General features: G+C 60.4%; 25 protein-coding genes. 17 read left to right on the forward strand and 8 right to left on the reverse strand.

The features are described 5' to 3' along the window. The first annotated feature begins 66 nt into the window (after nt 1-66). Nucleotides 67-3,579: a bifunctional diguanylate cyclase/phosphodiesterase gene (locus FGKAn22_RS12555; protein WP_246487385.1), complete on the forward strand. Its 3,513-nt coding sequence runs from the start codon at nt 67-69 to the stop codon at nt 3,577-3,579. A 47-nt stretch (nt 3,580-3,626) separates the two neighbouring features. On the opposite strand, the gene FGKAn22_RS09980 is transcribed toward FGKAn22_RS12555, so the two are convergent. Then, on the reverse strand, nt 3,627-4,013 hold the full coding sequence (locus FGKAn22_RS09980; protein ID WP_212785495.1) for a DUF2934 domain-containing protein: 387 nt from the start codon (nt 4,011-4,013) through the stop codon (nt 3,627-3,629). Between the two features lie 192 nt (nt 4,014-4,205). Between FGKAn22_RS09980 and FGKAn22_RS09985 the strand changes: the two genes are divergently transcribed. Both FGKAn22_RS09985 and FGKAn22_RS09990 read left to right on the forward strand, forming a co-directional pair. Next, on the forward strand, nt 4,206-5,282 hold the full coding sequence (locus FGKAn22_RS09985) for a calcium:cation antiporter (protein WP_212785496.1): 1,077 nt from the start codon (nt 4,206-4,208) through the stop codon (nt 5,280-5,282). Continuing rightward, a complete protein-coding gene (locus tag FGKAn22_RS09990; protein ID WP_212785497.1) occupies nt 5,282-5,749 on the forward strand; it encodes a hypothetical protein in 468 nt (155 codons plus the stop codon). Before FGKAn22_RS09985 ends, FGKAn22_RS09990 begins: the two co-directional genes overlap by 1 nt. Here the strand turns inward: FGKAn22_RS09990 and FGKAn22_RS09995 are convergent. The 6 genes from FGKAn22_RS09995 to FGKAn22_RS10020 all read right to left on the reverse strand — a co-directional run bounded on the left by FGKAn22_RS09995 (nt 5,740) and on the right by FGKAn22_RS10020 (nt 10,644). Next, nucleotides 5,740-6,852: a 3-deoxy-7-phosphoheptulonate synthase gene (locus FGKAn22_RS09995; protein WP_212785498.1), complete on the reverse strand. Its 1,113-nt coding sequence runs from the start codon at nt 6,850-6,852 to the stop codon at nt 5,740-5,742. The genes FGKAn22_RS09990 and FGKAn22_RS09995 overlap by 10 nt on opposite strands. Before the next feature lie 16 nt (nt 6,853-6,868). Then, nucleotides 6,869-7,717, reverse strand: coding sequence for a hypothetical protein (locus FGKAn22_RS10000; RefSeq protein ID WP_212785499.1), 849 nt, complete (start codon nt 7,715-7,717; stop codon nt 6,869-6,871). Between the two features lie 199 nt (nt 7,718-7,916). Further along, nucleotides 7,917-8,495, reverse strand: coding sequence for a nucleoid occlusion factor SlmA (gene slmA / locus FGKAn22_RS10005; RefSeq protein WP_212785500.1), 579 nt, complete (start codon nt 8,493-8,495; stop codon nt 7,917-7,919). An 11-nt stretch (nt 8,496-8,506) separates the two neighbouring features. Then, entirely contained in the window at nt 8,507-9,148 is a 642-nt protein-coding gene (locus FGKAn22_RS10010; RefSeq protein ID WP_212785501.1) for a pyrimidine 5'-nucleotidase, read from the reverse strand. Beyond that, nucleotides 9,148-10,032 (reverse strand): acetylglutamate kinase, encoded by an 885-nt coding sequence (argB, locus tag FGKAn22_RS10015; RefSeq protein ID WP_212785502.1) that lies wholly within the window; start codon nt 10,030-10,032, stop codon nt 9,148-9,150. The genes FGKAn22_RS10010 and argB overlap by 1 nt, the downstream gene beginning before the upstream one ends. A gap of 123 nt (nt 10,033-10,155) precedes the next feature. Continuing rightward, nucleotides 10,156-10,644 (reverse strand): copper chaperone PCu(A)C, encoded by a 489-nt coding sequence (locus tag FGKAn22_RS10020; protein WP_212785503.1) that lies wholly within the window; start codon nt 10,642-10,644, stop codon nt 10,156-10,158. A gap of 275 nt (nt 10,645-10,919) precedes the next feature. Here FGKAn22_RS10020 and FGKAn22_RS10025 point away from each other — a divergent pair, with 275 nt between their 5' ends. The 3 genes from FGKAn22_RS10025 to FGKAn22_RS10035 all read left to right on the forward strand — a co-directional run bounded on the left by FGKAn22_RS10025 (nt 10,920) and on the right by FGKAn22_RS10035 (nt 13,715). After that, on the forward strand, nt 10,920-12,182 hold the full coding sequence (locus FGKAn22_RS10025; protein ID WP_212785504.1) for an ATP-binding protein: 1,263 nt from the start codon (nt 10,920-10,922) through the stop codon (nt 12,180-12,182). After that, nucleotides 12,179-12,727 carry a response regulator transcription factor gene (locus FGKAn22_RS10030; RefSeq protein WP_212785505.1) on the forward strand — a complete coding sequence of 183 codons (549 nt, stop codon included), beginning with the start codon at nt 12,179-12,181 and terminating at the stop codon, nt 12,725-12,727. The genes FGKAn22_RS10025 and FGKAn22_RS10030 overlap by 4 nt, the downstream gene beginning before the upstream one ends. Before the next feature lie 112 nt (nt 12,728-12,839). Beyond that, on the forward strand, nt 12,840-13,715 hold the full coding sequence (locus FGKAn22_RS10035) for an HDOD domain-containing protein (RefSeq protein WP_212785506.1): 876 nt from the start codon (nt 12,840-12,842) through the stop codon (nt 13,713-13,715). Nucleotides 13,716-13,736: 21 nt separating this feature from the next. Here FGKAn22_RS10035 and FGKAn22_RS10040 read toward each other — a convergent pair whose 3' ends face one another. Beyond that, nucleotides 13,737-14,165 (reverse strand): CZB domain-containing protein, encoded by a 429-nt coding sequence (locus tag FGKAn22_RS10040; RefSeq protein WP_212785507.1) that lies wholly within the window; start codon nt 14,163-14,165, stop codon nt 13,737-13,739. A gap of 160 nt (nt 14,166-14,325) precedes the next feature. Between FGKAn22_RS10040 and FGKAn22_RS10045 the strand changes: the two genes are divergently transcribed. The 11 genes from FGKAn22_RS10045 (at nt 14,326) to mtgA (ending at nt 24,619) form a co-directional block, all read left to right on the forward strand. After that, nucleotides 14,326-15,462 (forward strand): D-alanyl-D-alanine carboxypeptidase family protein, encoded by a 1,137-nt coding sequence (locus FGKAn22_RS10045; protein WP_212785508.1) that lies wholly within the window; start codon nt 14,326-14,328, stop codon nt 15,460-15,462. Between the two features lie 11 nt (nt 15,463-15,473). Then, entirely contained in the window at nt 15,474-16,328 is an 855-nt protein-coding gene (locus FGKAn22_RS10050; protein ID WP_212785509.1) for a D-amino acid aminotransferase, read from the forward strand. After that, nucleotides 16,325-16,612, forward strand: coding sequence for an HP0495 family protein (locus FGKAn22_RS10055; protein WP_212785510.1), 288 nt, complete (start codon nt 16,325-16,327; stop codon nt 16,610-16,612). The genes FGKAn22_RS10050 and FGKAn22_RS10055 overlap by 4 nt, the downstream gene beginning before the upstream one ends. A gap of 7 nt (nt 16,613-16,619) precedes the next feature. Next, nucleotides 16,620-17,264 carry a lipoyl(octanoyl) transferase LipB gene (gene lipB / locus FGKAn22_RS10060; protein ID WP_212785511.1) on the forward strand — a complete coding sequence of 215 codons (645 nt, stop codon included), beginning with the start codon at nt 16,620-16,622 and terminating at the stop codon, nt 17,262-17,264. 58 nt (nt 17,265-17,322) lie between these two features. Further along, nucleotides 17,323-18,261 carry a lipoyl synthase gene (gene lipA, locus FGKAn22_RS10065; RefSeq protein WP_212785512.1) on the forward strand — a complete coding sequence of 313 codons (939 nt, stop codon included), beginning with the start codon at nt 17,323-17,325 and terminating at the stop codon, nt 18,259-18,261. Nucleotides 18,262-18,294: 33 nt separating this feature from the next. Further along, nucleotides 18,295-19,680 carry a tetratricopeptide repeat protein gene (locus FGKAn22_RS10070; RefSeq protein WP_212785513.1) on the forward strand — a complete coding sequence of 462 codons (1,386 nt, stop codon included), beginning with the start codon at nt 18,295-18,297 and terminating at the stop codon, nt 19,678-19,680. A gap of 152 nt (nt 19,681-19,832) precedes the next feature. Further along, nucleotides 19,833-20,153, forward strand: coding sequence for a c-type cytochrome (locus FGKAn22_RS10075; RefSeq protein ID WP_212785514.1), 321 nt, complete (start codon nt 19,833-19,835; stop codon nt 20,151-20,153). Between the two features lie 116 nt (nt 20,154-20,269). Next, a complete protein-coding gene (locus tag FGKAn22_RS10080) occupies nt 20,270-22,126 on the forward strand; it encodes a ribonuclease catalytic domain-containing protein (RefSeq protein WP_212785515.1) in 1,857 nt (618 codons plus the stop codon). 109 nt (nt 22,127-22,235) lie between these two features. Continuing rightward, on the forward strand, nt 22,236-23,087 hold the full coding sequence (locus FGKAn22_RS10085) for an energy transducer TonB (protein WP_246487386.1): 852 nt from the start codon (nt 22,236-22,238) through the stop codon (nt 23,085-23,087). 4 nt (nt 23,088-23,091) lie between these two features. After that, complete coding sequence (gene aroE, locus FGKAn22_RS10090; protein ID WP_212785516.1) at nt 23,092-23,904, forward strand: shikimate dehydrogenase; 813 nt, start codon at nt 23,092-23,094, stop codon at nt 23,902-23,904. Between the two features lie 19 nt (nt 23,905-23,923). Then, a complete protein-coding gene (gene mtgA / locus FGKAn22_RS10095; protein ID WP_212785517.1) occupies nt 23,924-24,619 on the forward strand; it encodes a monofunctional biosynthetic peptidoglycan transglycosylase in 696 nt (231 codons plus the stop codon). Nucleotides 24,620-24,647: the final 28 nt, after the last annotated feature.

Genomic DNA, 24,647 nt, shown 5'->3' on the forward strand with positions numbered 1-24,647 from the left:
GGTAAAATCGCTGAAAAATAATGGCTTATCGGCTTAACTACGCTCTGCAACCAACATTTCTTGCCCATGTCCTCCCGTTTCTGGTCCCGCTTAGCACGTAATTTCCTGCCCGCCGCGCTGCTCATCTGCGCGCTGGGCGGCATCTTTTACGTCAGCGAGTCTTCCGACGATGAGGTCACGCTGATCGAGAACGAGAAGGACCATCTCCACGCCGGAGTGGAAACCACCCAGCGGATATTGCTCTCGCTGGCGCGCGATACCCAGTATCTGGCGCATTCCCAGCCCCTGGCGAAGGCCCTCGCCAATCCCGACGCCACCATGCTCGACAATGCGGCCAGCGACTTCGCCGCGTTCATCGATGCAAAGCGCATCTACAACAAGATACGCTGGATCGATCAAACGGGAATGGAGCGGGTGCGGGTCGAATGGGTCGCTGGCAAGGCACGGACCGCCCCCCTCGGACAGACGGAAAACAAACGCCAGCGCTATTACGTCGATGAAGCGATGAAGTTGAAGCACGGCGAGGTCTACCTTTCGCGGCTCGATCTCGAGATCGAAAACGGCCAGATCGAAAAGCCTTACCATCCAGTCCTGCGCGCCGCCACCCCGCTGTTCGGGCCGCACCAGCAGCGGCTTGGCATCGCCATCGTCACCTATGAAGCGGAGGACTTGTTCCAGCGCATCGCGCAGGTTGCCAACACTGACGAATCGAACTGGATGCTGCTCGAACAGCAGGGCCATTGGCTGCACAGCCCGGTTGCGTCCGATGAATTCGGTTTCATGCTGTCGGCCCGGCCCAGCATGGCGGAACGCTATCCGCAGGCATGGAAAAAGATCAGTACCGCATCGACCGGGCACTTCAAGGATGAGGCCGGGGGCCTGTGGCTGTTCGAAACCATCCATCCCTATCAGGCAATCGCGGAAGGTGCCGTATCGGACAGCGGGCTGGCTTGGAAATTGGTCAAGCACATCGATGCCGCCACACTTTCCACCTCGCACAAATCGATGCGTCGGCAGACTGCCGCCCTCATCGCAATGCTGCTGGCTCTGGCGCTGCTGATCAGCGCAAGCCTGAGCCGTTCGCAACTGAGCCAGGAGTTGCATGAAACCGAGTTGCATCGCACGCTGAATGAACTCGGCCAGCAGAAATTCGCGCTCGACCAGCACGCCATCGTCGCCATCACCGACGTGCGCGGCACCATCACCTACGTCAACGACAAGTTCTGCGCCATCAGCAAATACACCCGGGAAGAATTGCTGGGGCAGAACCATCGCATGCTCAAATCTGGCTACCACGATGCCGGATTCTTCCGCGATATGTACCAAGCCATAGTCGGCGGCGAGGTATGGCATGGCGATATCTGCAACCGCGCCAAGGACGGGAGCATCTATTGGGTGAATACCACCATCGTGCCGCTACTGGATGAGGGGCACAAACCCAAGGCGTATATTGCGATACGCACCGACATCACCCACACCAAACTGCACGAAGACATGCTCGAAGAGGCGCAACGTCTGGGCAGGATCGGCCACTGGGAACTCGATCTCACCACCAACCGGCTGACTTGGTCGGACGAGGTATTCAGGATCTTCGAGATCGACCCGCAACGCTTCGAAGCATCTTATGAATCGTTCCTGGCGCTGATCCATCCCGAAGACCGCAAAATGGTCAACCAGAGCTATCAGGATTCGGTGGCGAATCAAGGCGAGTACGATATCGAGCACCGCCTGCAGTTCCCTGATGGACGCATCAAATGGGTGAAAGAGCGCGGCACTACGCACTACGACCAGAACGGCAAACCGCTGCTCTCGCTGGGCACGGTGCAGGACATCAGCCAGCAGAAGGCAACCGAGGAAAAGCTGCGCATCGCGGCCATCGCGTTCGAGACCCAGGAAGCGATCGTCGTCACCGACGCACAGGCCCGCATCATCAGCGTCAATCGTTCGTTCGAGCGCCTCACCGGCTACACCGCAGCCGAGGCGATCGGCCAGAATCCGCGCATCCTCCAATCAGGCAAGCACGATGCCGATTTCTACAAGACCATGTGGGAGTCGCTGAGCGAGTATGGCAGCTGGTCCGGCGAAATGTGGGACAAACGCAAGGATGGCCTGGTCTATCCCAAGTGGCTGAACATCACCAGCGTGCGCAACGAGGAAAACGAAGTCACGCACTATGTGGCGATCTTCATGGATATCACCGAGCGCAAGCGTGCCGAGGAAGAGATCCATCGCCTCGCCTATTACGATACGCTGACCCAATTGCCGAACCGCCGGCTGTTCATGAACCGGCTCGACCAGGCCATCAGCGCCAGCCACCGCAGCAGCCAGCACGGCGCGCTGCTGTTCATGGACCTGGACAATTTCAAGATACTCAACGACACCAAGGGGCACGATGTCGGCGACATGCTGCTGGTCGAAGTCGCCAACCGCCTCAGGTTGTGCGTACGCGAGACCGACACGGTAGCGCGGCTCGGGGGCGATGAGTTCGTGATCCTGCTGCAAGACCTCAGCAGCAGCGAAATACTGGCGGGCAACCAGGTCAGGGTGGTCGGCCAGAAGATCATCGAGGCCATCAACGCTCCATACATCCTCAAGCAGCACGAACACCACACCAGCCCCAGCATCGGCGCCTGCCTGTTCCGCGAGCGCGGCATCTCCGCGGATGAGCTGCTCAAGCGCGCCGATACCGCGATGTATCAGGCCAAGGCAGCCGGGCGCAATGCGATGCACTTCTTCGAAGCCTCGATGCAGATCCAGCTGGAATCGCGCGCCGCCCTGGAAAAGGAGTTGCGCCACGCGCTCGCCAAGGACGAGCTCCAGCTCTACTACCAGCTGCAGGTCAACAACAAGCGGCGCATCATCGGCGCCGAGGTGCTGCTGCGCTGGATCAACCCGGAACGCGGTTTCATCTCGCCCGCCCAATTCATCCCGCTCGCAGAGGAAACCGGCCTGATCCTGCCCATCGGACAATGGGTACTTGAAACGGCCTGCCAGCAACTCAAGCGCTGGGAAGCTGCCCCGGAAACACGCTACCTGCAACTGGCGGTGAACGTCAGCGCCCGCCAGTTCCGCCAGGCCGACTTTGCAAAACGGGTTCAGGAGACGCTGAAGATGACCGGCGTCAACCCCGCGCTGCTGAAGCTCGAGCTGACGGAAAGTCTGGTGCTGGTGAACGTGGAAGACACCATCCAGAAAATGAACGAACTCAAGAACGTCGGCGTGCAGTTCTCGATGGACGATTTCGGGACGGGCTATTCGTCGCTCAGCTACCTGAAACGCCTGCCGTTGAGCCAGATCAAGGTCGACCAGTCCTTCGTGCGCGACATCGTGATCGACAAGAGCGATGCGGTGATCGTGAAGACCATCATCGATATGTCGAAGAACTTCGGACTCGACGTGATCGCCGAAGGCGTGGAAACGGAAGAGCAGCTCGAGATACTGCAAAACAACGGCTGTTCGGCCTTCCAGGGCTATCTGTTCAGCAAGCCGGTGCCGGCGAAGGAATTCGAATCGTTGGTCAAAAGTGCGGCAGGGAACAAACCCGACCGCCCGAACCAGTTCATCGGATTGGACATTTAACGTTCCCGCCGATCCGCATGCATTGCGGATCAGTGAAAGTGACGCGACTACGCTCCCAGCCGGGCGGCGATCTCCAGCTCGGCCGCCGCCCAATGGTCTGTGGAACACCCCTGAAAACCGTTGCGTTCGGCGATGAAATAGGCCGCGGTCTGAACCATGCGGTAGCGCTCTTCCGGGGTTGGACGGTCCTTGGCCGGGGATTTTGCCGCAACGGCTTTCTTGGCAGCGGCCTTCTTTTCGGCGGCGGGCGCCGCCGTTTTCTTCACTACCGTAACCTTGGGCTTTTTCGGTTCGGCCGTAGCGGCGGTGGTTTTCTTTGCAGCCGTCTTCTTGACGGCGATGGCGACGGACGACGCCTTGGCGGACTTTGACTTGCCGGCAACCGGGCGGGCCGCGGCTATCTTTTTTGCAGCTGGTTTCTTGTGCTCTGCCATGTAAATCACCTCGTTCTTATTGGGTTGCCAGGATTCCTCCTAATCCCCCGCACAAGCTCGCCATGATGCCCCAAGGCCTGTCCAGTGATTATTAACTGCTTGTTATGGCGGGCATAATATTGGGTTGAGACTATACCAGTCAACAACTTAACGTTAACATCCGGCTTCCTGAACTACACATTCCGCTCACTCGTGAAATATCTCAAATCAGAATTCCCCATCGCCATCGCCCTTATTGTTCTGGGACTGGGCCTCACCTTCGAACATGCCGCCGCGGGAAACGGCGGCGCAATGCTGTGGGGCCTGCTGCTGGTGATCCTCTCCGCCATCATCGGCGTGGCCTTCCGCATCGCCCATCATGCCGAAGTGCTGGCGATGCGCCTGGGCGAGCCCTACGGCACGCTGATCCTCACCCTCGCAGCCGTCTCGGTGGAAGTGGTGATCCTGGTGGTGCTGCTGCAGGGCGAGCCGAACCCGACGCTGGCGCGCGACACGGTATTTTCCGCGGTGATGTTCGACATCAACGGCATCCTCGGCCTTGCGGCCATCGTCGGCGGGCTGAAGCACGGCCAGACCAAATACAACGTCTCCTCCGCCAACTCGTTCATCTCCATGCTCCTAGTCGCCATCGGCGTCGGCATGTTTGTTCCCGACTTCGTGCCGGAGGCGAAATGGCAGATCTATTCTGTGTTCTCCATCGGCATCATGGCGATCATGTACATGGCGTTCCTGCGCCTGCAGACGGTCGAACACCGCAACTTCTTCGAATATTCCGCCGAGACGGAAGAAGAGTCGCACGATGAAGCGCACAGCCCGAACGCGTTACACATCGGGGTAATGATCGGCGCGATCGCGCTCGTCGGCCTGCTCTCGGAAGTGCTGTCGGTGCTGCTGGATGCCGGTCTGTCCGGCAGCAGCCTGCCCAAGGCCATCCCCGCCGTGCTGGTGGCGCTGATCTCCGCCAGCCCGGAGATACTCACCGCGCTCAAGGCCGCGCAGCAGGACCGCATGCAGACCACGGTCAACATCGCGCTGGGTGCCTCGCTGGCCACCGTGCTGCTCACCCTGCCGGTGATCGAGGCTATCGCCCTGTTCAACGGAGAGCGCATCGACATGGCGCTCACGCCGGTCCAGGCCGGCATGCTGCTGCTGACCTTCCTCGCCGTGATGAACAATCTGCACGACGGCGAGACCAACGCCATCGAAGGCATCAGCCACTTCGTGCTGTTCGCGGCGTTCATCGCGCTGGTGGCGCTGGGATTGATCTGATGCTCACGTTGGAGACCTGGGAGCTGCTGAGCTATGTAGTGACCGTGATCGGCCTGCCGCTGGCGATCGCGGTGTTCATCTTCGAACAGCGCAAGGAGCGCGACAACGAGGACGAGGAAGTCTACCAGCTGCTCTCCGACAACTATCAGGAGTTCCTCAAGATCGCGCTGGCCAATCCCGACCTGCGCCTGTTCGCAACGGAAGAGACTCCCGAGCTCTCGGCGGAACAGCACGAACGCATGTTCATCATCTTCAGCATGCTGATCTCGTTGTTCGAGCGTGCCTACCTGTTGCTCTACGAGGAAGGCATGAGAGAGAAGCAATTGCGCCGCTGGCGCTCTTGGGAGGACTACATGGGCGAGTGGTGCGACCGCGCGGATTTCCGCGACGCGTTACCCACCTTGTTGCGAGGAGAGGATCCGGCGTTCGCAAGTTACATCCAGCAGCTGGCGTCGCATCACTCCTGACGTTGCCGCAGCGCGACGCGCTTGAGGTAGGCCTCGCGCGCGATCTGCACGTCTTCGAGGAACCAGGGAAGCTCTTTCAGCAGCAGCGCCTGCGGACCGTCCACCAGCGCCTTGGGCGGCGCGGGATGGAAGTCCACCAGCACCATGTTCGCGCCGGCCATGATGCCTTGCGCCGTGACGTGCATCACATCGAGGATGCCGTCCGGCGCCGCGGCGCGTGTGCCGACCGAGTGCGACGGGTCGATACACACCGGCATGCGCGTCAGGCGCTTGACCACCGGCACGTGCGCAAAATCGACGAAGTTGCGGTGCGGGTCGCCCATGTTGGTCTTCATCCCGCGCAACCCGAAGATCACCTTGCGGTTACCCTCGGAGGCCAGATATTCCGCGGCGTTCAGCGATTCGTCCAGCGTGATGCCGAAGCCGCGCTTGAGCAGGATGGGCATCTCGGTCTGGCGGCCGACGATCTTCAGCAGCTCGAAGTTCTGCGTGTTGCGCGTGCCGATCTGAAGCATCACGCCGGTCGGGTCGCCAGTCTGGCGCAATGCCTCGCGGATCTCGTCGAGGTGGGATTCGTGGGTGATCTCCATCGCGATCACCTTGATGCCGTACTTGCCCGCCAGCTCGAACACGTAGGGCAGGCAGTTCCTGCCGTGCCCCTGGAAGGCATAGGGGCTGGTGCGCGGCTTGTACGCGCCCATGCGCGTGCACACCTGACCGGCGTCGGCGACCGCCTTCATCATGATCTCGACATGCTCGCGATTGTCCACCGCGCACAGACCGGCAAACACATGCAGCGTATCCTGCCCGAAACGCACGCCGTTGTAGTCGAAATGGGTGGGACGCTGTTCGTCCTTGTGCCGACCGAGGATGCGGTATTCCTCGGACACGCGCACCACGCGCTCGACGCAAGGCAGACTCTGCATTTCGTCGATGTCGAGCTGGTTGGTGTTGCCGATCAGGTAGATCTCCGTCAGCGTCTGCTCGGTGCCGCGCTCGACATGAATGCGCGTCCGGATGCCGTCGAGAGTCGCGAGGTGCGCCAGCAACTGCCGGTATTCCGGCGACTGGTCGCCGACGTTGGGTTCGAGGATCAGGATCATTTTTTTGTCAGGCCATCTATACTTCGTTTTCGAATTTCTTGTTTACAAGAACAGTTCTTCCCTTTGGTTGAATGTACAAATCACCATTAGGCGCTCTCAGCACATATTTGCCTTCAATCAAATTATCCAAACAGTGCAAGATGAAATTTATCCCTTGCTCAGCTAAGCCTAATTCTGAGTTTGAGCTGGTCGCGACACGGGTAAATTCATCCTCATCTACACCCCCTTTTGGGGAAATCTGAGATAACAATCTCAGCACCGACAGCATTCCGTCCCTAACCTCGCTGGAGTGCGCACCATATGACAGGAAATTCGTTGCAGTCTTTTCTTTTTCTACAATCGTACCAAGATCGACGATTGTGCCTTTACCAATTGGAATAGCCTCCTCCTTCTGTTGTAGCGACTTAACAAGGCTTTCCAAATCTCTAATTCTCGTCTCTCTCTTTTCTCGTTCTTCCTGATAACGAAGCTCTGAGAGTAAAGCCTGATTTCTTATTTCTTGTGCCTCTTCCTTTTTTAATGGCGTCTCACCATCTTTTTCGATTTGAACTTTCTTGAGTTTATTTTGCTGTTCGCGCCAGTAACCATAAACCCCTCTTGCAATCGGCGGATATACGTAAATGAAGAAGGCCGTTGTTGTGGCAGGTAAAAGCAAGCCGTAAATGAATGTCACACCGTTGCTTGGATATAACTCGGAATCGACATACTGAAATTTCTTAGCAATTGTTGTTGACGAGTCGGACAGAAAAAGAAGAATCAAACGCCAATTCCATGCACACCATGAAAGTATGAATGTCCCAAAAAGTGGGCTTACAATTCTGTCGTAAAGAATGGCCTTTATGGTCTTGCCAACATCATCAATCATCCTGCCGCTCTCCCATTAAATGGATTAACGCTATCCCAAACTTTGCGATGCAATCAACCGCCCATTCGGCAGGCTCTTGAAAAACGTAGCGAGGATGGTCAGATGCAAGGCGCACGGAGCGCAGGAACCGGAATGTACATTCAGTACATGAGGATTCCGAGCACCGCGCAACGCCGCAGGTGACCACCGCAGTAGTTTTTCATTTGCCCAGCAGGATAGCGCGCTGTGCCGCCCACTGCGCCAGCGGGTCTCGCGTAAAACCGCTCTTGGCGAACTGCTGCCAGCGGCCGAGCACGTGGCACACCAGCACGTTGGCGTGAGCGCCCACGTCCACCGCTTCGCCCATCTCGCCCTGCGTCGCGGCCATGCGCAGCGATTGCTTGAGCGTCGCCTCGATGCGGTCCATCAGCTGGTTGATGCGCTGCTGCAGGCGCTCGTCCTCGTTCACCAGCGCATCGCCGGTCAGCACTCGCGTCATGCCGCGGTTCTTTTGCGCAAAGCCGAGCAGCATCGAGACGATGGCTTCGGCCTGTTGCAGGCCGCTCTTCTCTTCCTGGGTGATCTTGTTGATGAGGCCGAACACGGTCTGCTCGATGAACTCGATCAGGCCCTCGAACATCTGCGCCTTGCTGGCGAAGTGGCGGTACAACGCCGCCTCGGAGATGTCCAGCCGCGCCGCCAGCGCCGCGGTGGTGATCTTCTCGCCCTTGGGCTGTTCCAGCATCGCAGCCACGGTTTGCAGGATCTGCAGTTTGCGTTCGCCCGGTTTGCTCGCCATCTTTTTCCCTTTCAGTCCAGCCGCGACATCGCGCGCGGCAACTCCATCACATTCCGCACCTTCACGTCCACATAGGGCGGCTTGCGCGTCTCGGTGGTCACCCATACGGTGTGCATCCCCAGCTTTTTCGCGGCTTGCAGGTTCTCCGTGCTGTCCTCCACCATCACGCACTGCGCCGCCTTGAGGCGGTGCCGCCGCAACAGGCGCATGAAACCGAAACTGTCCGGCTTGGGGCGGTAACGCGTCTGCTCCACCGCCATCACGTCGTCGAACTGGCCTTCGATGCGCAGCAGTCTCAGCACCGCATGCGCGTAATGCCGAGGCGCATTGGAGAACACCACCTTCCTGCCCGGTAACGCCTTCAGCACATGGCGCAGGCGCGGCTCGCGCAACACCATCCGCTCAAGATCCGGGAACTGATGGGTGTGCCATAAAAAATGATCCGGATTGGTGCCGTGGTGGCGCATCAGCCCGGAAAGCGTCGCACCGTAGCGCTGCCAGTAGTGCATGCGTAGCGCGTTCGCCGCTTGCTCATCCAGCTGCAGATGCTGCTGCAGATACTCCGTCATGCTGCGGTTGATGTGCGGGAACACATGAGCCGAAGCGTTGTGCAAGGTATTGTCCAGATCGAAAATCCAGACACGCCTTGTCATTATTTGCTCTTGATGAGCGTGCCCACGCCCTCGTCCGTCAGGATCTCCAGCAGCAGAGCATGCTCCACGCGGCCGTCGATGATGTGCACCGACTTCACGCCGCTGCGTGCGGCATCCAGTGCCGAGCCGATCTTGGGCAGCATGCCGCCGGACAGCGTACCATCCGCGACGAGGTCGTCGATGTTCTTCGGCGTCAGGCCGGATAACAGGTTGCCGTCCTTGTCCAGCACGCCCGGCGTATTGGTCAGCAGCACCAGCTTCTCGGCGTTCAGCACTTCGGCCAGCTTGCCCGCTACCACGTCGGCGTTGATGTTCAGCGTCTCGCCGTCGGGAGCGACGCCGATGGGGGCGATCACAGGAATGAAATCGCCGGAATCGAGGAAGGTGATGATCGCCGGGTCGATCTTGGTGATCTCGCCGACCAGTCCGATGTCGAGCATCTTGCCCGGCTCGTCCTTGCTCTCCAGCATCATCTTCTCGGCGCGGATGAACGCGCCGTCCTGCCCGGTCAGTCCGACCGCCTTGCCACCATGCCGGTTGATCAGGTTGACGATGTCCTTGTTGACCTTGCCCAGCACCATCTCGACCACGTCCATGGTCTCTTCGTCGGTGACGCGCATGCCCTGGATGAACTCGCCCTTCTTGCCCACCTTCTGCAGCAGCTCGTTGATCTGCGGGCCGCCGCCGTGCACCACCACCGGGTTCATCCCGACCAGCTTGAGCAGCACCACGTCGCGCGCGAAGCTCTCCTGAAGCGCCGGATCGGTCATGGCGTTGCCGCCGTATTTCACCACGATGGTCTTGTCGAAAAAGCGCTGGATATAGGGCATCGCCTCGGACAGCGTGCGGGCTTTCTTGTCGGCGGCGGAAGGCGTAAGAGACATGGTTTTTCCTCAAATAAATTGAGGCGAATTTTACACCATGAGAAAAAACGAATGGCTAAAAATAAATCAGGCGGCACGTGCCGCCTGATTTTGCAACGAAGCCAACACTTACTTAGTGATGGTTTAGTGATGATTATGATGCATGTGCTCATCCGCTTTCGGCTCGGCCTTGGCCTCGGCAAGCGGCTTCACTTCCGCCTTGGCCTCGACATTCACCTCGCGCTTGCCTGCCGCCCTGATCTTCAGCATCAGCGGCACCGCCTCGCCCGCCTTGAGCGGCGCCTTCAGGCCGATCAGCATCAGGTGATAGCCGCTCTCGCCCAGGCTCACGCGCTTGCCGGCCGGCAACTCCAGCGTCTTCACTTCGCGCATCTTCATCACGCCGCCCTCGTGCGTCATGCTGTGCAACTCGACGCTCTTGCACGCTGTGCTGGAAATGCCGACCAGGGTGGCCGCCTGCTTACTGGTGATGGACAGGTCCGCCATCGCATCCGCCTGCCCCGGCGCGGTGGCTCGCGACCATGCACCGTCGACCTGGATGTCGCCCGCATAAGCGCTGATGTTCAAGGACAATGCAGCCAGCAACGCGCCGACTCGAAGAAGATTAGTCATGTCAGTTCCCTGTTCGTATGAGTAAGGGAACGGATTGTACCCGCCCCGTAGCGCAGAAACAAAAAGCCCAAAGCAGACATCACGCTCCCTGCTGTGCCAGGGGAGGAGACACCATGCTTGAATTCACATCGGGTGCCGGGAGCGGGAATGCCTTACCTTGGGCGGGAATGAGTATTGGGCAAAATACAGCGATTGAGAATGCGTCATGATGTCGCACCCGCCCTGCGGCATCTTGTCGCACACAGCGATTCTGCTATCCGTTTTACAATCGCGACATGAACAGCACGATACTCTCTTCCCTGCCCGGCCACAGCCAGTTGCGCCGCCTGGTCGCCCTGCGCGGCATGGCGGTCGCGGCGCAACTGCTGACACTGGCCGCGGTATGGAAAATACTGGAACTGGAACTGGACTGGCAGCCGATGCTGCTGACCGTCGCCACGCTCACCGGAATCAATCTTCTCACCTGGCTGCGTCTGCGCAGCAGCAAACCGGTCTCCAACTCGGAACTTTTCGCACAGCTGTGCGTGGACGTGCTGGCGCTTACTATCCTGCTGTATTACGGCGGCGGTTCGACCAACCCCTTCGTCTCGCTCTACCTGCTGCCGCTGGTGATCGCCGCCGCCACGCTCCCGGCCCGCTACACCTGGGGCATGGCGGCGATCACGGCTGCCTGCTACAGCGTGCTGATGCTCTATTACATCCCGCTGCCGCACAACCATCACCACGACAGCGACAGCGCATTCAATGCGCATGTGATGGGCATGTGGTTCGGCTTCGTTATCAGCGCGGTGGTGGTGGCCTATTTCGTGGTACAGATGGCGCAGGCGGTACGCAACCGCGACGAGGCGCTGGTGCGGGTACGCGAGGAGATCCTGCGCAACGAACGCATCGTGGCGCTCGGCACGCAGGCCGCCGGCGCGGCGCACGAACTGGGCACGCCGCTGTCCACCATGTCGGTGGTGATCGGCGAATTGCAGCACGATGCAACGGCACAACCGGAATGGCACGACGCGCTGACCATCCTCGACGAGCAGGTGCGCGGTTGCAAGCGCATCCTCGACAAGATACTGGCCAATGCTCAGGACAGCGGCGCTGCTGTGCTGCTTCCGGCGGACAAGTTGGTAGCCGAGGTGCTGGATGAATGGCAGCTGCTGCGCCCGACGGCGCAATATCGATACCGTAACAGCGATGCACAACCTGCGCCGCTCGTCAGTGCGGATGCCACGCTGCGTGCAGCGCTGATGAACCTGCTTAACAACGCCGCCGACGCGGCTCCGCAATCGATCGATATCGAGACGCACTGGGATGCGAACCGCTTCATGCTGGAGATCCACGACCACGGCAAGGGACTGAGCGAGGAAGCCGGGCTCAAGGCAGGGTCGGCGTTCTTCACCACCAAGAGCGAAGGACGCGGTTTGGGCCTGTTCCTCGCCAACGCCACCGTCGAGCGCCTGGGCGGCACGGTGCGGCTGTTCAACCGCGACACGGGCGGCGCGACCACGCAACTTATCCTGCCGCTGGCCGGAGCGCAGTCATGACGCTGCAATGTGAAGAATCGGCCTCGCTGCTGCTGGTGGACGACGATATCACCTTCTGCAAGGTGTTGCGCAGCGCCCTTGTAAAACGCGGCTTTTGCGTCACCGTAGCGCACAGCGTGGAGCAGGCGCTTCCACTGGCGGAAGCCAATCCGCCGGAATATGCCGTGGTGGACCTGAAGATGGGCGGCGCGCCTGGTCTATCTCTGGTCAAGGCGCTGCACGACCTCGACCCGAACACGCGCATCGTTGTGCTGACGGGCTACGCCAGCATCGCCACCGCGGTCGAGGCGATCAAGCTGGGCGCGACGCAATACCTGTCCAAGCCCGCCAATGCGGACGAGATCGTCGCTGCCTTCAACCACGCGCCGGACAGTAACGCGCCGCTCAAGGCGCAGCCGACACAGATCGACAAACTGGAGTGGGAGCACATCCAGCGCGTGCTGCGCGAACACGACGACAATATCTCCGCCACCGCCCGCGCTCTCAACATGCATCGCCGCACACTGCAGCGCAAACTCGCCAAGCCGCCCACCCGCACGGAATAACCCCCTCGCGCAATCCGGCAATCTCTCGTATAGTCTGCCTATGAGCCCGGGGCCGATATTGCGACAATCGCCAACGGTCCCAAAGAATACGAACTTAAGAGATACTCGATACATGACCGACGAAAGCACACGCGCAAGGCTCAAACGAGCCTTGTCCAATCTCGATTCCCTGCCCGCCATGCCGGCCACCGCACAGAAGCTGCTGGCGCTGCCGCTGGATACTGACGAGGGCGAAGCGCAATTGCTCACCCTGATCGGACAGGATCCCCAAATTTCCGCCAAAGTCATCGGCTTGGCCAATTCACCTGCGCTAGGCATAGCGCGCAAGGTCAGCACCGTCCCCGATGCCGCCCTGCTGCTCGGCCTGAGCCGAATCAAGTCGGTTGCGATCGGCATCGCCGCGTTATCAGACCTCTCCAAACTGACCGCATGCAGACACTTCAAACCGCAAGATCTGTGGCTGCACAGCATGACCATGGCCATCGTAATGCGCGTGATCGCGCAATCCATGCCCAGAGAACTTCGCCCCAAGGAAGACCAGATATTCCTGGCGGGGCTGCTGCACGACATCGGATTCATGGCGCTGCATCACATCGATGCAGAAGCGAGCAACGAACTGCATCAGCAACTAGGCATGCAACCCGAACGCCCGATACTGGACATCGAACTGGAAACACTGGGCATCACCCACTGTTACATCGGCTCGGAATTGGCCCGGCGTTGGCACCTGCCGCCGGAAATCGCGGCCGTGCTGGGCTACCACCACCCGCCCTATGTCGATGAAATGGGCGAACAGCATCCGCTGGTTCGTCTGGTCAGCGTGACGGAAAAGATCCTGCCCGACTTCGGGATCGCCGAACACACCGGCGGGGAAGTTGAAGAAAGGGAATGGCTGGAACTGGGTATCGACCTGGCGGATACTGAGGATCTTTGCCTTCAGGCCAATGAACTCGCGGTGCAAACCGCACAACTGAGCGACATGTTCTAAGCGGGTGCTTCGCCGCGTGGATCAATCTTCGTGAAGACGCTTGTTGATCTCCGTCAGCGCCTGGATGGTGCGGCGCAACGACTGATTGTATTCGTTCCTGAATATCGTCTCGGCGCCGCTGCGATCGCCCACCTTCAACCTTTCAACGATAAGCCTGCCCAATTGATGGAACTGCTGGTGCGCCTCGCTTAATTGCATGAACTCCGGCAATTCGCGGAACGGTGCGAACTCTTGGCCGTTGATCCAGCTCCCCAGCTGGCAAATGCTATCCTGGCCAACCAATGCGGCTTCCAGCGGCTCGCGGATATTTCCCTGAATGTGGTGGCCCAGGCGTGTCTTCCACAAGATATGCGCCTCCGCGACCCCGATCAGGTTCAACCTGTCGCGCAAATTCCGCTTGTGGTAGTAATCGAATCCGAAGAAGTCTTTCATACCGGCAAACAGGGCCATCGCATTTCCCTTCACTTCGTCAATGATGGGCGCTTTATAACCAGCACCTAATCAAAGAACAATATGCCGGAATACCTATATATTTCGGTCTAGATATATTGCGGCTACCTTCGCCCATGCGGCTGCGACTATAATTGCGCCCCGTTATCGCCACTCGACCATGAAATTCGCCCTCCTGCTCATCAGCCTGTTGTTGCCCGCCCTGAGCCATGCGCTACCGGTGTCCGCACCCGGCGCTCCGCTGCTCGCCGCCAAGTCATACCTGCTGTATGACTACACCAGCAGCCAGGTGCTGGTGAACCAGAACGGCGATGCGCGCATGGAGCCCGCTTCGCTGACCAAGCTGATGACCGCCTATCTGGCCTTCGATGCGCTCAAGCACGGCACCCTGTCGCAGGATCAGGAACTAACCGTTCCCGCCGCCGCGGTACGCAACACCAATGGCGAATCGCGCATGCTGCTCAAGGCGGGACAGACCGTGACGGTGGATGAGCTGCTGCGCGGCCTGATCGTGCAGTCCGGCAACGATGCGGCCATCACGCTGGCCGACCACATCGCCGGCAGCGAGGCCGGTTTCGTCGACCTGATGAACAAGGAAGCGAAACGGCTGGGCATGAATAACACCCACTTCACCAACCCGGTCGGCCTGCCGGACGCCCAGCACTACAGCAGCGCATATGACCTAGCCCTGCTGGCCGCCGCCGTCGTGCGCGACTATCCGCAGCAGTACCAGCTGTTCGCCCTGCGCGAATACACTTTCAACAACGTCACCCAGGCCAACCGCAACCGCCTGCTGTGGATCGACCCCTATGCCGACGGCATCAAGACCGGCCACACCGAGACCGCCGGCTACTGCCTGGTCGGATCGGTCAGGCGCGACAACCGCCGCCTAATCTCGGTGCTGCTCGGCGCAAGCTCCGACAGCCTGCGCGCCACCGAGAGCCAGAAGCTGCTGAATTTCGGCTTCCAGTATTTCGACGCCGTGCGCCTGTATCAAAAGGACCAGCCCATCACCCAGTTGCGCATCTGGAAGGGAACCGACAGCCATGTCGGGGTCGGCTTCCGCCGCGACCTGTTCCTGAGCATCCCCAAAGGGAAGCTCGCCCAGCTCAAGGCCACGGTGGAAACGCGCCAGCCCATCCTCGCCCCGATCAGCAGCGGCCAGCAACTGGGCGTGCTGAAACTCACGCTGGCGGGCAAGCCTTATGCGGAATTCCCCCTGATCGCACTGGATGCGGTTCCGCTGGCGAACGTATTCTCGCGCGGATGGGATAGCATACGGCTGTTGTTCCAATAAAGGAGAGCGACATGACGATCTACCTGAACGGCGAATTCATGCCCATCGCGGAAGCGAAGGTTTCCGTGCTGGATCGCGGCTTCATCTTCGGCGATGGCGTGTATGAGGTGATCCCGGTCTACTCGCGCAAGGCGTTCCGCCTGCCGGAGCACCTGCGTCGCCTGCAGCACAGCCTGGACGGCATCAAACTCCCCAATCCGCACAGCGAGGCGGAATGGACGCACATCGTCGAAGAGATCATCGCGCGCAACGAGGGCGAGGATCAGTACCTGTACCTGCACATCACGCGCGGCGCCGCCAAACGCGACCACGCCTTCCCCAACCCGCCAGTCCCGCCTACCGTCTTCGCCATGACCAGCCCGCTGCCCGCGCCGCCCGCCGAGCTGCTGGCCAGCGGCGTCTGCTGCGTCACGGCGGAGGACAACCGCTGGCTGCGCTGCGACATCAAGTCCATCTCGTTGCTGCCCAACGTGCTGCTGCGCCAGATGGCGGTGGAAGCGGGCTGCGCGGAAACCATCCTGATCCGCGACAACGAATTCATGACCGAGGGTGCGGCCAGCAACATCTTCGTGGTGAAGAACGGCAAGCTGCTCGCGCCGCCCAAAGACAACCTGATGCTGCCCGGCATCACTTACGATGTGATACTGGAGATCGCCGCCGCCAACGGCATTCCCTGCGAAGTACGCCGGGTGATGAAGGAAGAGGTATTCGCCGCCGATGAACTATTGCTCACTTCCTCCACCAAAGAGGTGCTGGCGATCACCCATGTCGACGGCAAGCCGGTGGGTACCGGCAAGCCCGGCGCGATGTTCGCCAGGCTGTATCAGTTGTATCAGGACTTCAAACGGGATGTGATGCGCAAATGAATAACGAAGCAACCAAGAGCGAATTGAGAGACAGTCTGGTCGAGTATCCCTGCGACTTTCCGCTGAAGGTATTCGGTCAGCAGCAGGCGGGCTTCGCGCAGGCCGTGCTGGAAGTGGTCAACAAGCATGACCCCGGGTTCCTCGCGGCCAGCATGGAGATGCGCGCCAGCAAGAACGCCCGCTATGTCAGCCTGACCTGCACCATCCGCGCCACCTCGCGCGAGCAGCTCGACGCGGTCTACCAGGAACTTTGCGACCATCCCATGGTGGTGATGGTCCTGTAACCCAGCGATGCTCCCGCACATCAGAACGCTGGGTTTGGTCGAGTATCAGCCGACCTGGGACGCGATGAAGCAGTTCACCGCCGAGCGCAGCGGCGAGACGCGCGACGAGATCTGGCTGGTGCAGCATCCTCCAACCTATACGCAAGGACTCTCGGGCAAGCCCGAGCATCTGCTCAACCCCACCGACATCCCCGTGGTCAAGATCGACCGCGGCGGCCAGATCACCTACCACGGTCCCGGCCAGATCGTCGCCTACCTGCTGCTCGACATGCGCCGCTGGAAGATCGGGGTACGCGAACTGGTGCGGCTGATGGAACAGGCGGTGATCGACCTGCTGGCCGACTACAGCGTTGTTGCCGAAGGCCGCGAGGGTGCGCCGGGCGTGTACGTCAACGGCGCCAAGATAGCCTCGCTGGGACTGAAGATCAGGAACGGTTACTGCTATCACGGCCTGGCATTCAACGTTGACATGGACCTGGCGCCGTTCGCCAACATCAACCCCTGCGGCTACGCCGGGCTGCGCGTCACCCAGGCCTGCGAACTCGGCATCACCGCCCCGCTCAACGAACTGCAGGCGGAACTGGCGCAGCACCTGGTTCACGGATTGCAGCGACATCTGGCTTCCGCAGGAGCGGGGCCTGCCCGCGAATGAAATATGTATCGCGGGCAGGCCCCGCTCCTACGAAATGAAATTCACGAATAACGGACATATGAGTACCGCCGAAAAGCAAACCGGAAAAGAAAAGACCGCGCGCAACCCCATCAAGATCGTGCCCTTGCAGGAACGCCTGCGCAAGCCGCAGTGGATACGCGTCAAAGCTGGCAGCGGCGCGGGCTACAACGAGGTGAAGCGCATGCTGCGCGAGAACCAGCTGCATACCGTGTGCGAGGAGGCATCCTGCCCCAACATCGGCGAATGCTTCGGCAAAGGTACTGCCAGCTTCATGATCCTCGGCGACGTGTGCACGCGCCGCTGCCCGTTCTGCGACGTGGCGCACGGCAAGCCGCTGCCGCCCGATGCGGACGAGCCCAAGAACCTCGCGCACTCCATCGGCTTGCTCAAGCTGCGCTACGTGGTCATCACCAGCGTGGACCGAGACGACCTGCGTGACGGTGGAGCGCAGCATTTCTCCGACTGCCTGCGCGCGATTCGCGCGTCATCGCCTACCACCAGGCTGGAGACGCTGGTGCCCGACTTCCGCGGCCGCCTCGACATCGCGCTGGATGCGATGGCCAGCGAACTGCCCGATGTGCTGAACCATAACATGGAGACCGTGCCGCGCCTTTATCCTCTGGCGCGCCCCGGCGCCGAATACGCGCACTCGCTCAAACTGCTCAAGGAATTCAAGGGGCGTTTCCCGCAGGTGATGACCAAGTCCGGCCTGATGCTGGGACTGGGAGAGACCGACGAGGAGGTGTTGCACGTCATGCGCGACCTGCGCGCGCACGACGTGGAGATGCTCACGCTGGGACAATACCTGCAACCTTCCGACGGCCACCTGCCCGTGCTGCGCTATGTACCGCCGGAAACATTCAAGATGTTCGAGCAAGCCGCAAAGGAAATGGGCTTCAGCCACGCCGCCTGCGCCCCCATGGTGCGCAGCAGCTACTTTGCGGATGTGCAGGCCGAACACGCGGGCGCTATTTAGCGCGCCTTTTATCCCGATCAACGGAGGAATACGATGCGTCACTTGGTTTTGTTTGGTTCCCTGGTTCTGCTGTCCGCTTCTGCACTGGCAGAAGAAGTCACCGTTGCCCCCCCTGCCCCGGCAACCAGCGCAGGCACGCCGGCTGATGCCGGGAATTACCGTCCTGCCCCATCGTCAGAGCGCAAGCCCGAAAACAGCGTAGCCGCCGGAGAAATCGATCTTCTGCGCCGCACGATCAACGAAACCACTCGCAGCAAGAGCTTCTTCAGCCTGTTTTCTTCCCCGGCGGTCCCCATCGACGGCGAGTTGTTGCAGGAAGCGGATCGTTTCATCCAGCGCCACGCCGGCCTGCCGGAAACCGCCGAGGTCTACCATCTCAAGGCGCAAGTGCATCACCGCATGGAGAACTACCCCGCTGCCGCACTGGATTGGCTGATGCTGAGAGTCGTCTATCCCGATTCCGCCTTCGCCATCGAAGCGGAAAAACGTTTGACCGAACTGGGCGGCAACCAGTTGAAGAAGCAAGCGGCCCTGCTCGACGAGATGGCGCGGTGGACCAAGTCGCTGAACGGGGACCGCGACCATCGCATCGCGACCTACCTCAGCGCGATCTCCGGCACCTCGAACGAGCCCGGCTTCGCCGCACCCATCGTGGCCGAATGCGCGGCCTTCCTGGTGAACAACCGGAGCTACCCGAACGAGGACGACATCGAGCATGCCCTTGCCCGACAGGCGCTGCTGATCGATCCGCAGATCGGCATCTACCACTTCGACAAGCTGCTGGCGCTCTATCCGGACAGCCCGTTCCGCCCCGACAGCCTGCTCTCTATCGCTAACACCCAGCGTCGGTCGCAGCATACCTATGAACGCGCCGCACAGACCTTCAACCGCCTGATAGAACAATACCCGGACACCGCCGAGACCGCGCAAGGCTATGAATCGCTGGCCGAGATGTACGACCAGGACATGCATGACTACCCGAACGCTCTCAAGACCGATGAAGCGATCATCGCGAAATACCGGGACACGCCCATTGTGCTGCGCGCACTGAACAACATGGCGTCCATCTACCAGAACCGCACGAACCAGCCCGCGAAGGCCGTCGACAGCTATCTCCGGATAGCCGGGATATTCAGGGGGCCGGAAGTGCTGGACGCACTGAACAAGGCGGAGAAGATCGCGCGGTACACCATGCAAGACTGGAATTCGGCCCTCAGCATCAACGACCGCATCGTCGCGCACGCCCCCGGCAGCGAAGATGCGGCGAAAGCGATGTTCGCCAATGCCGAAATTGTCGAAGAGCATCTGGGCGACAAGCGTCAGGCCCGCGTGCTCTACGAAAAGCTGATCGCCGCCCGGCCGGGTCATCCGCTGGCGAAGGAGGCGCAGCAGCGCATCGCGGCCATGGACAGGAAGTGACGGAGCGTGACTCTGCTCATTACAGAAGGAACCAACGGACGCGGGACCAGTCTATTTGCCCGATGCATGCGATCCGTTTGATTTATGTCAATGTGTCACCTGCCAGCAAGAGTAAATTCGCCCTCACTGACCGCTTACCGAAGGAGATCACAATGAAAGTCCGCCACCTCATCGCCCTGACCGCCGCCCTGGCCGTTTCGTCTACAGCCCTTGCCGCAGAGAGCGGCGAAGCCGTGTTCAAGAAGAGCAATTGCGCCTCTTGCCACACCCTCGACAAGAAGTCCGTAGGGCCGGCCCTGAAGGACGTTGCAGCGAAGTACAAGGGCGACAAGGGCGCACCAGGCAAGCTGGAAGCCAAGGTACGCAACGGCGGCTCCGGGTCGTTCGGCGCGATGCCGATGCCGGCCACAGCGAAGACTGTCAGCGACGGCGACATCAAGACCATGGTGGCGTGGATTCTGAGCCAGAAGTAATCCACTTCCCTCTCGGACCAAAAAGCCGGCTCAGCCGGCTTTTTTGTTGTCCACCGGAACCGGAACGGCACGCCCCAGCTGGTATAATTCGCGTCAGATTTTTTTTGCAATCCCCAATGAATATCCTTTACGAAGAAGACGGCAGTTTCAAGGTCGGCAGCATCATGGTCGACAACACTACCTCGCTCCAGGTCGAAAGCCAGTCCGGCAAGCGCAGCAAGATCAAGGCAGCCAATGCAATGCTGCGTTTCACCCAGCCCTCCCTGTCCGAGTTCCTGCCGCAGGCTGAGCAGCTCGCCAACGGCATCGAGGTGGATTTCCTGTGGGAATGCTGCCCGCCGGAGGAATTCGGCTTCGAGCAGATCGCTGCCGAATATTTCGGCCACGCGCCGAATCCGCTGGAAGCGGCTGCAGCCCTGATCCGCCTGCACGGTGCGCCGATCTATTTCCACAAGAAAGGCAAGGGCCGCTATCGTGCAGCCCCCCCCGACGTCCTGAAAGCCGCGCTGGCCGGAGCCGAGAAGAAACGCCAGCAACTGGCGTTGCAGGAACACATGACCGGCCAGCTGACACGGTTCGAATTGCCCGCGGAGTTTGCCGACAAACTTCTGCAACTGCTCTACAAACCGGACCGCAACACCCTCGAGACCAAGGCGCTGGAAGCCGCTTGCGCGGCAACCCATTTGTCCGCCGCGCACCTGCTGCATCGCTGCGGTGCGCTGCCCTCCACGCAGGATTATCACCTGAACCGCTTCCTGTTCGAGCATTTCCCCAAGGGCACGGGCTTCCCGCCGGTCGAGATCGGCACATGGGAAGAGTTGCCGCTGGCCGGTGCCAATGCGTTCAGCATCGACGATGCGACCACCACCGAGATCGACGACGCGTTCTCGGTCGAAAAGCTCCCCAACGGCAATTGGCGCATCGGCGTGCATATCGCAGCCCCGGCGCTGGGACTGCCGCGCGATTCCGACGGCGACAAGGTCGCCGCCGGGCGGCTGTCCACCGTGTACATGCCCGGCAACAAGATCACCATGCTGCCGGACAGCGTGGTACAGGCGTTCACCCTGTGCGCGGACAGCGTCTGCCCGGCATTGTCCATGTACAACGAAGTGGATGCCGAAACACTGGAGATACTGAGCCACGAAAGCCGCGTCGAGCGCATCCACATCGCCGCGAACCTGCGCCACGACACGCTGGAACCGCTGTTCAACGAGGAGACGCTGGCGGCGGGCAAGCTCGACTATCCCTGGGCCGCCGAACTGGCACTGTTGTGGCAGCTGGCGCAGAAACTCGAAGCGTTGCGCGGCAAGCCGTCCGACAACAGCACGCAACAGGTCGACTACAACTTCAACGTCGAGAATGACCGCATCAGCATCACCACCCGCCGGCGCGGCTCGCCCATCGACAAGGTGGTGTCCGAACTGATGATCCTAGTGAACAGCGAATGGGGCAGGCACATTGCGGCGCACGGCTTCGTCGCCATCTACCGCACCCAGCAGGGCGGCAAGGTGAAGATGAGCACCGTCGCCGCGCCGCACCAAGGCTTGGGCGTGGCGCAATACATGTGGTCGAGCTCGCCGCTGCGCCGTTACGTGGACATGGTGAACCAGCGCCAGATCATCGCCATGCTGAGCGGCGGCGAGCCCGCCTACGCCAAGAACGACACCGCGCTGTATGCCGCGATGCGCGACTTCGACACCATGTACGGCATCTACAACGACTTCCAGCGGCACATGGAACGCTACTGGTGTTTGCGCTGGCTGCAGCAGGAAAAGATCGAACAGGCCGAAGCCGTGGTACTGCGCGAAAACCTGGTCAAGCTGACCGACATCCCCTTGGTCTTCCGCGCCTCGTCGCTGCCCGAACTGCCCGGCGGCACACGAGTGCGTCTGGCGATCGGCGACATCGACCTGATCGATCTGGATGTGCAGACGCGTTTCATCGAAAAAGTTGATGATGAGGAGGCGGCATGAGCAGGAAGCAGGGGCCCCGCGTAGTGGGGATGCGACCGTCCGCGATTGCCGCCAGCAGCCGACATACTTGGCCCATGAATGGCTGCAAAACTATAAAGGAGGCTGCCGCTTGCTGACATGGCTGAAACTGCCGCTGACGGCCGCGATGATCTTCTCCATCGCGCTCCACGCCTTCGCGCTATTCGGCGTCGGCCTGGTGATGCCCGACCCGCGCAACGCGGCCAGTTTCGCCCAGCCGCTGCAAGTGGTGCTGGTCAACAGCAAGTCGCAGTCCAAACCCGTCCAGGCCGATGCGCTGGCGCAGGCCAACCTCGACGGCGGCGGCAATACACCGGAAGACCGCCAGGCCAAGACCCCGCTGCCCACCATCAGCGACGACCAACAGTTCACGCCGGAACAGGTCGCCAAGCGCGTGGCCGAAATGGAAGAAGAATCGAAGCGGATCATGTCCAGGCTGAAGAGCGATTACAAGGTAACGCAGCCGGTACTCAAGAAACAGCAGAACACCGCTCCCAACAGCGGCGAAGACCTGGTGGAGAAATCCATGGAGATCGCCCGCCTTGAAGCGCAGATCAACAAGAATTTCGATGCCTACCAGAAGATGCCGCGCCGCAAGTTCATCGGCGCACGCACCCAGGAATACCGCTTCGCGCAGTACATCGAGGACTGGCGCATCAAGGTCGAGCGCATCGGCAACCTGAACTATCCCGAGGAAGCGCGCCGCAAACAGCTATATGGAAAGCTGCAGCTCAGCGTCTCGATCCGCGCCGACGGCAGCCTGGAATCCGTCGAGGTCAGCCGTTCGTCCGGCCAGCGCATCCTCGACGCCGCGGCGATGCGCATCGTGAAGCTCGCCGCCCCCTATGCACCGCTGCCGCCGGACATCACCAAGGACACCGACATCCTCACCATCATCCGCACCTGGACGTTTACTTCAGCCGACCGGATGGAAAGCGAGTAAGCACATGACCGACAAATACGCCGTCCTCGGCAATCCCATCTCGCACAGCAAGTCGCCGCTGATCCACAGGATGTTCGCAGAGCAGACCGGGCAAGACATCAGCTATGAGGCTATCGAGGCACCGCTGGATGGCTTCGCCGCGAAGATCGAGGAATTGCGTGCCAAAGGCTACAAGGGCTGCAACGTCACGGTGCCGTTCAAGGTGGAGGCCTTCAATCTTGCCAATCAACTATCGCAAAAGTCTCTTGAGGCAGAAGCGGTAAACACACTCAAGTTTGAAGGTGATGCCATCATTGGCGATAACACCGATGGCGCAGGCCTCGTACGTGACATCGAGCAAAACCTTGGCATCCCGCTCAAAGGCAAGCGTATCCTGCTGATTGGAGCAGGAGGCGCAGCGCAGGGCGTTTTGCACCCGATTCTCGCCACAGAGCCCAAACAGTTGGTCATCAGCAACCGCACGCCGGACAAGGCGCTTGCCCTGAAAAAGTCGGTCAAAAACGACGTCGTTTCCGTCGAGGCAGTTGGATTCGGCGAACTGGATAATGCCCAATTCGATGTCATCATCAACGCCACCTCTGCCGGCCTAACCGACAGCGAAATCCCAATCCCCTCGACCATCTTCGCTCCCGGCGCGCTGGCCTACGACATGATGTACGGACGCGAAACGCCGTTCATGGCGTTCGCCCGGCAGCACGGCGCGCGTGTCGCCGACGGGCTCGGCATGCTCGTCGAACAGGCCGCCGAGGCGTTCTGCCTCTGGCGCCGCGTTCGGCCCGAAACCAAACCCGTACGTGACAGGCTGCGCCTGTCCTGAGCATGTCGAAGGGCTCCGCATGAAGAAATTCCGTTACTGGTCCTGGCGCATCCTACTGGCGCTGTTCACACTGGTAGTGCTCTATCAGGTGTGGATCTTCGCGCATATCCTGTGGTGGGTGAAGTTCAACCCGTCCACCAGTTCGTTCATGGAGGACCGCCTTGAGGTGATGCAGGACAAGAACCCTGACGCGGAGCTGCAGCACAAGTGGGTACCCTACGAGAAGATATCCAACAACCTCAAGCGCGCGCTGATCGCTGCGGAGGATGCGAAGTTCGTCGATCACGAGGGCTTCGACTGGGAGGGCATCCAGAAGGCTTACGAGAAGAACCTGAAGAAGGGCAAGATCGTCGCGGGTGGCTCCACCATCAGCCAGCAGCTCGCCAAGAACCTGTTCCTGTCCACCAAGCGCACGCCGTGGCGCAAAGGCGAGGAAGCAATCATCACGCTGATGCTGGAAGCGGTGATGGACAAGCGGCGCATCTTCGAGATCTACCTCAACGTGATCGAATGGGGCAACGGGGTGTTCGGCGCGGAAGCGGCTGCACGCCATTACTACCGCACCAGCGCCGCGGGGCTGTCCGCCGAACAAGCCGCCAAGCTGGCGGCGATGGTCCCCAACCCGCGCTATTACGACAAGCACCGTGAGGCGGGGGGGCTGTTGCGCAAGACCGGCATCATCCTGGCACGGATGAATTACGCGGAAATTCCTTGAGCGTCCACCCCGCCATTTCTTTACAATA

Origin of the sequence: Ferrigenium kumadai (genome assembly GCF_018324385.1) — a bacterium.
In the GTDB taxonomy this organism is placed as follows: domain Bacteria; phylum Pseudomonadota; class Gammaproteobacteria; order Burkholderiales; family Gallionellaceae; genus Gallionella; species Gallionella kumadai.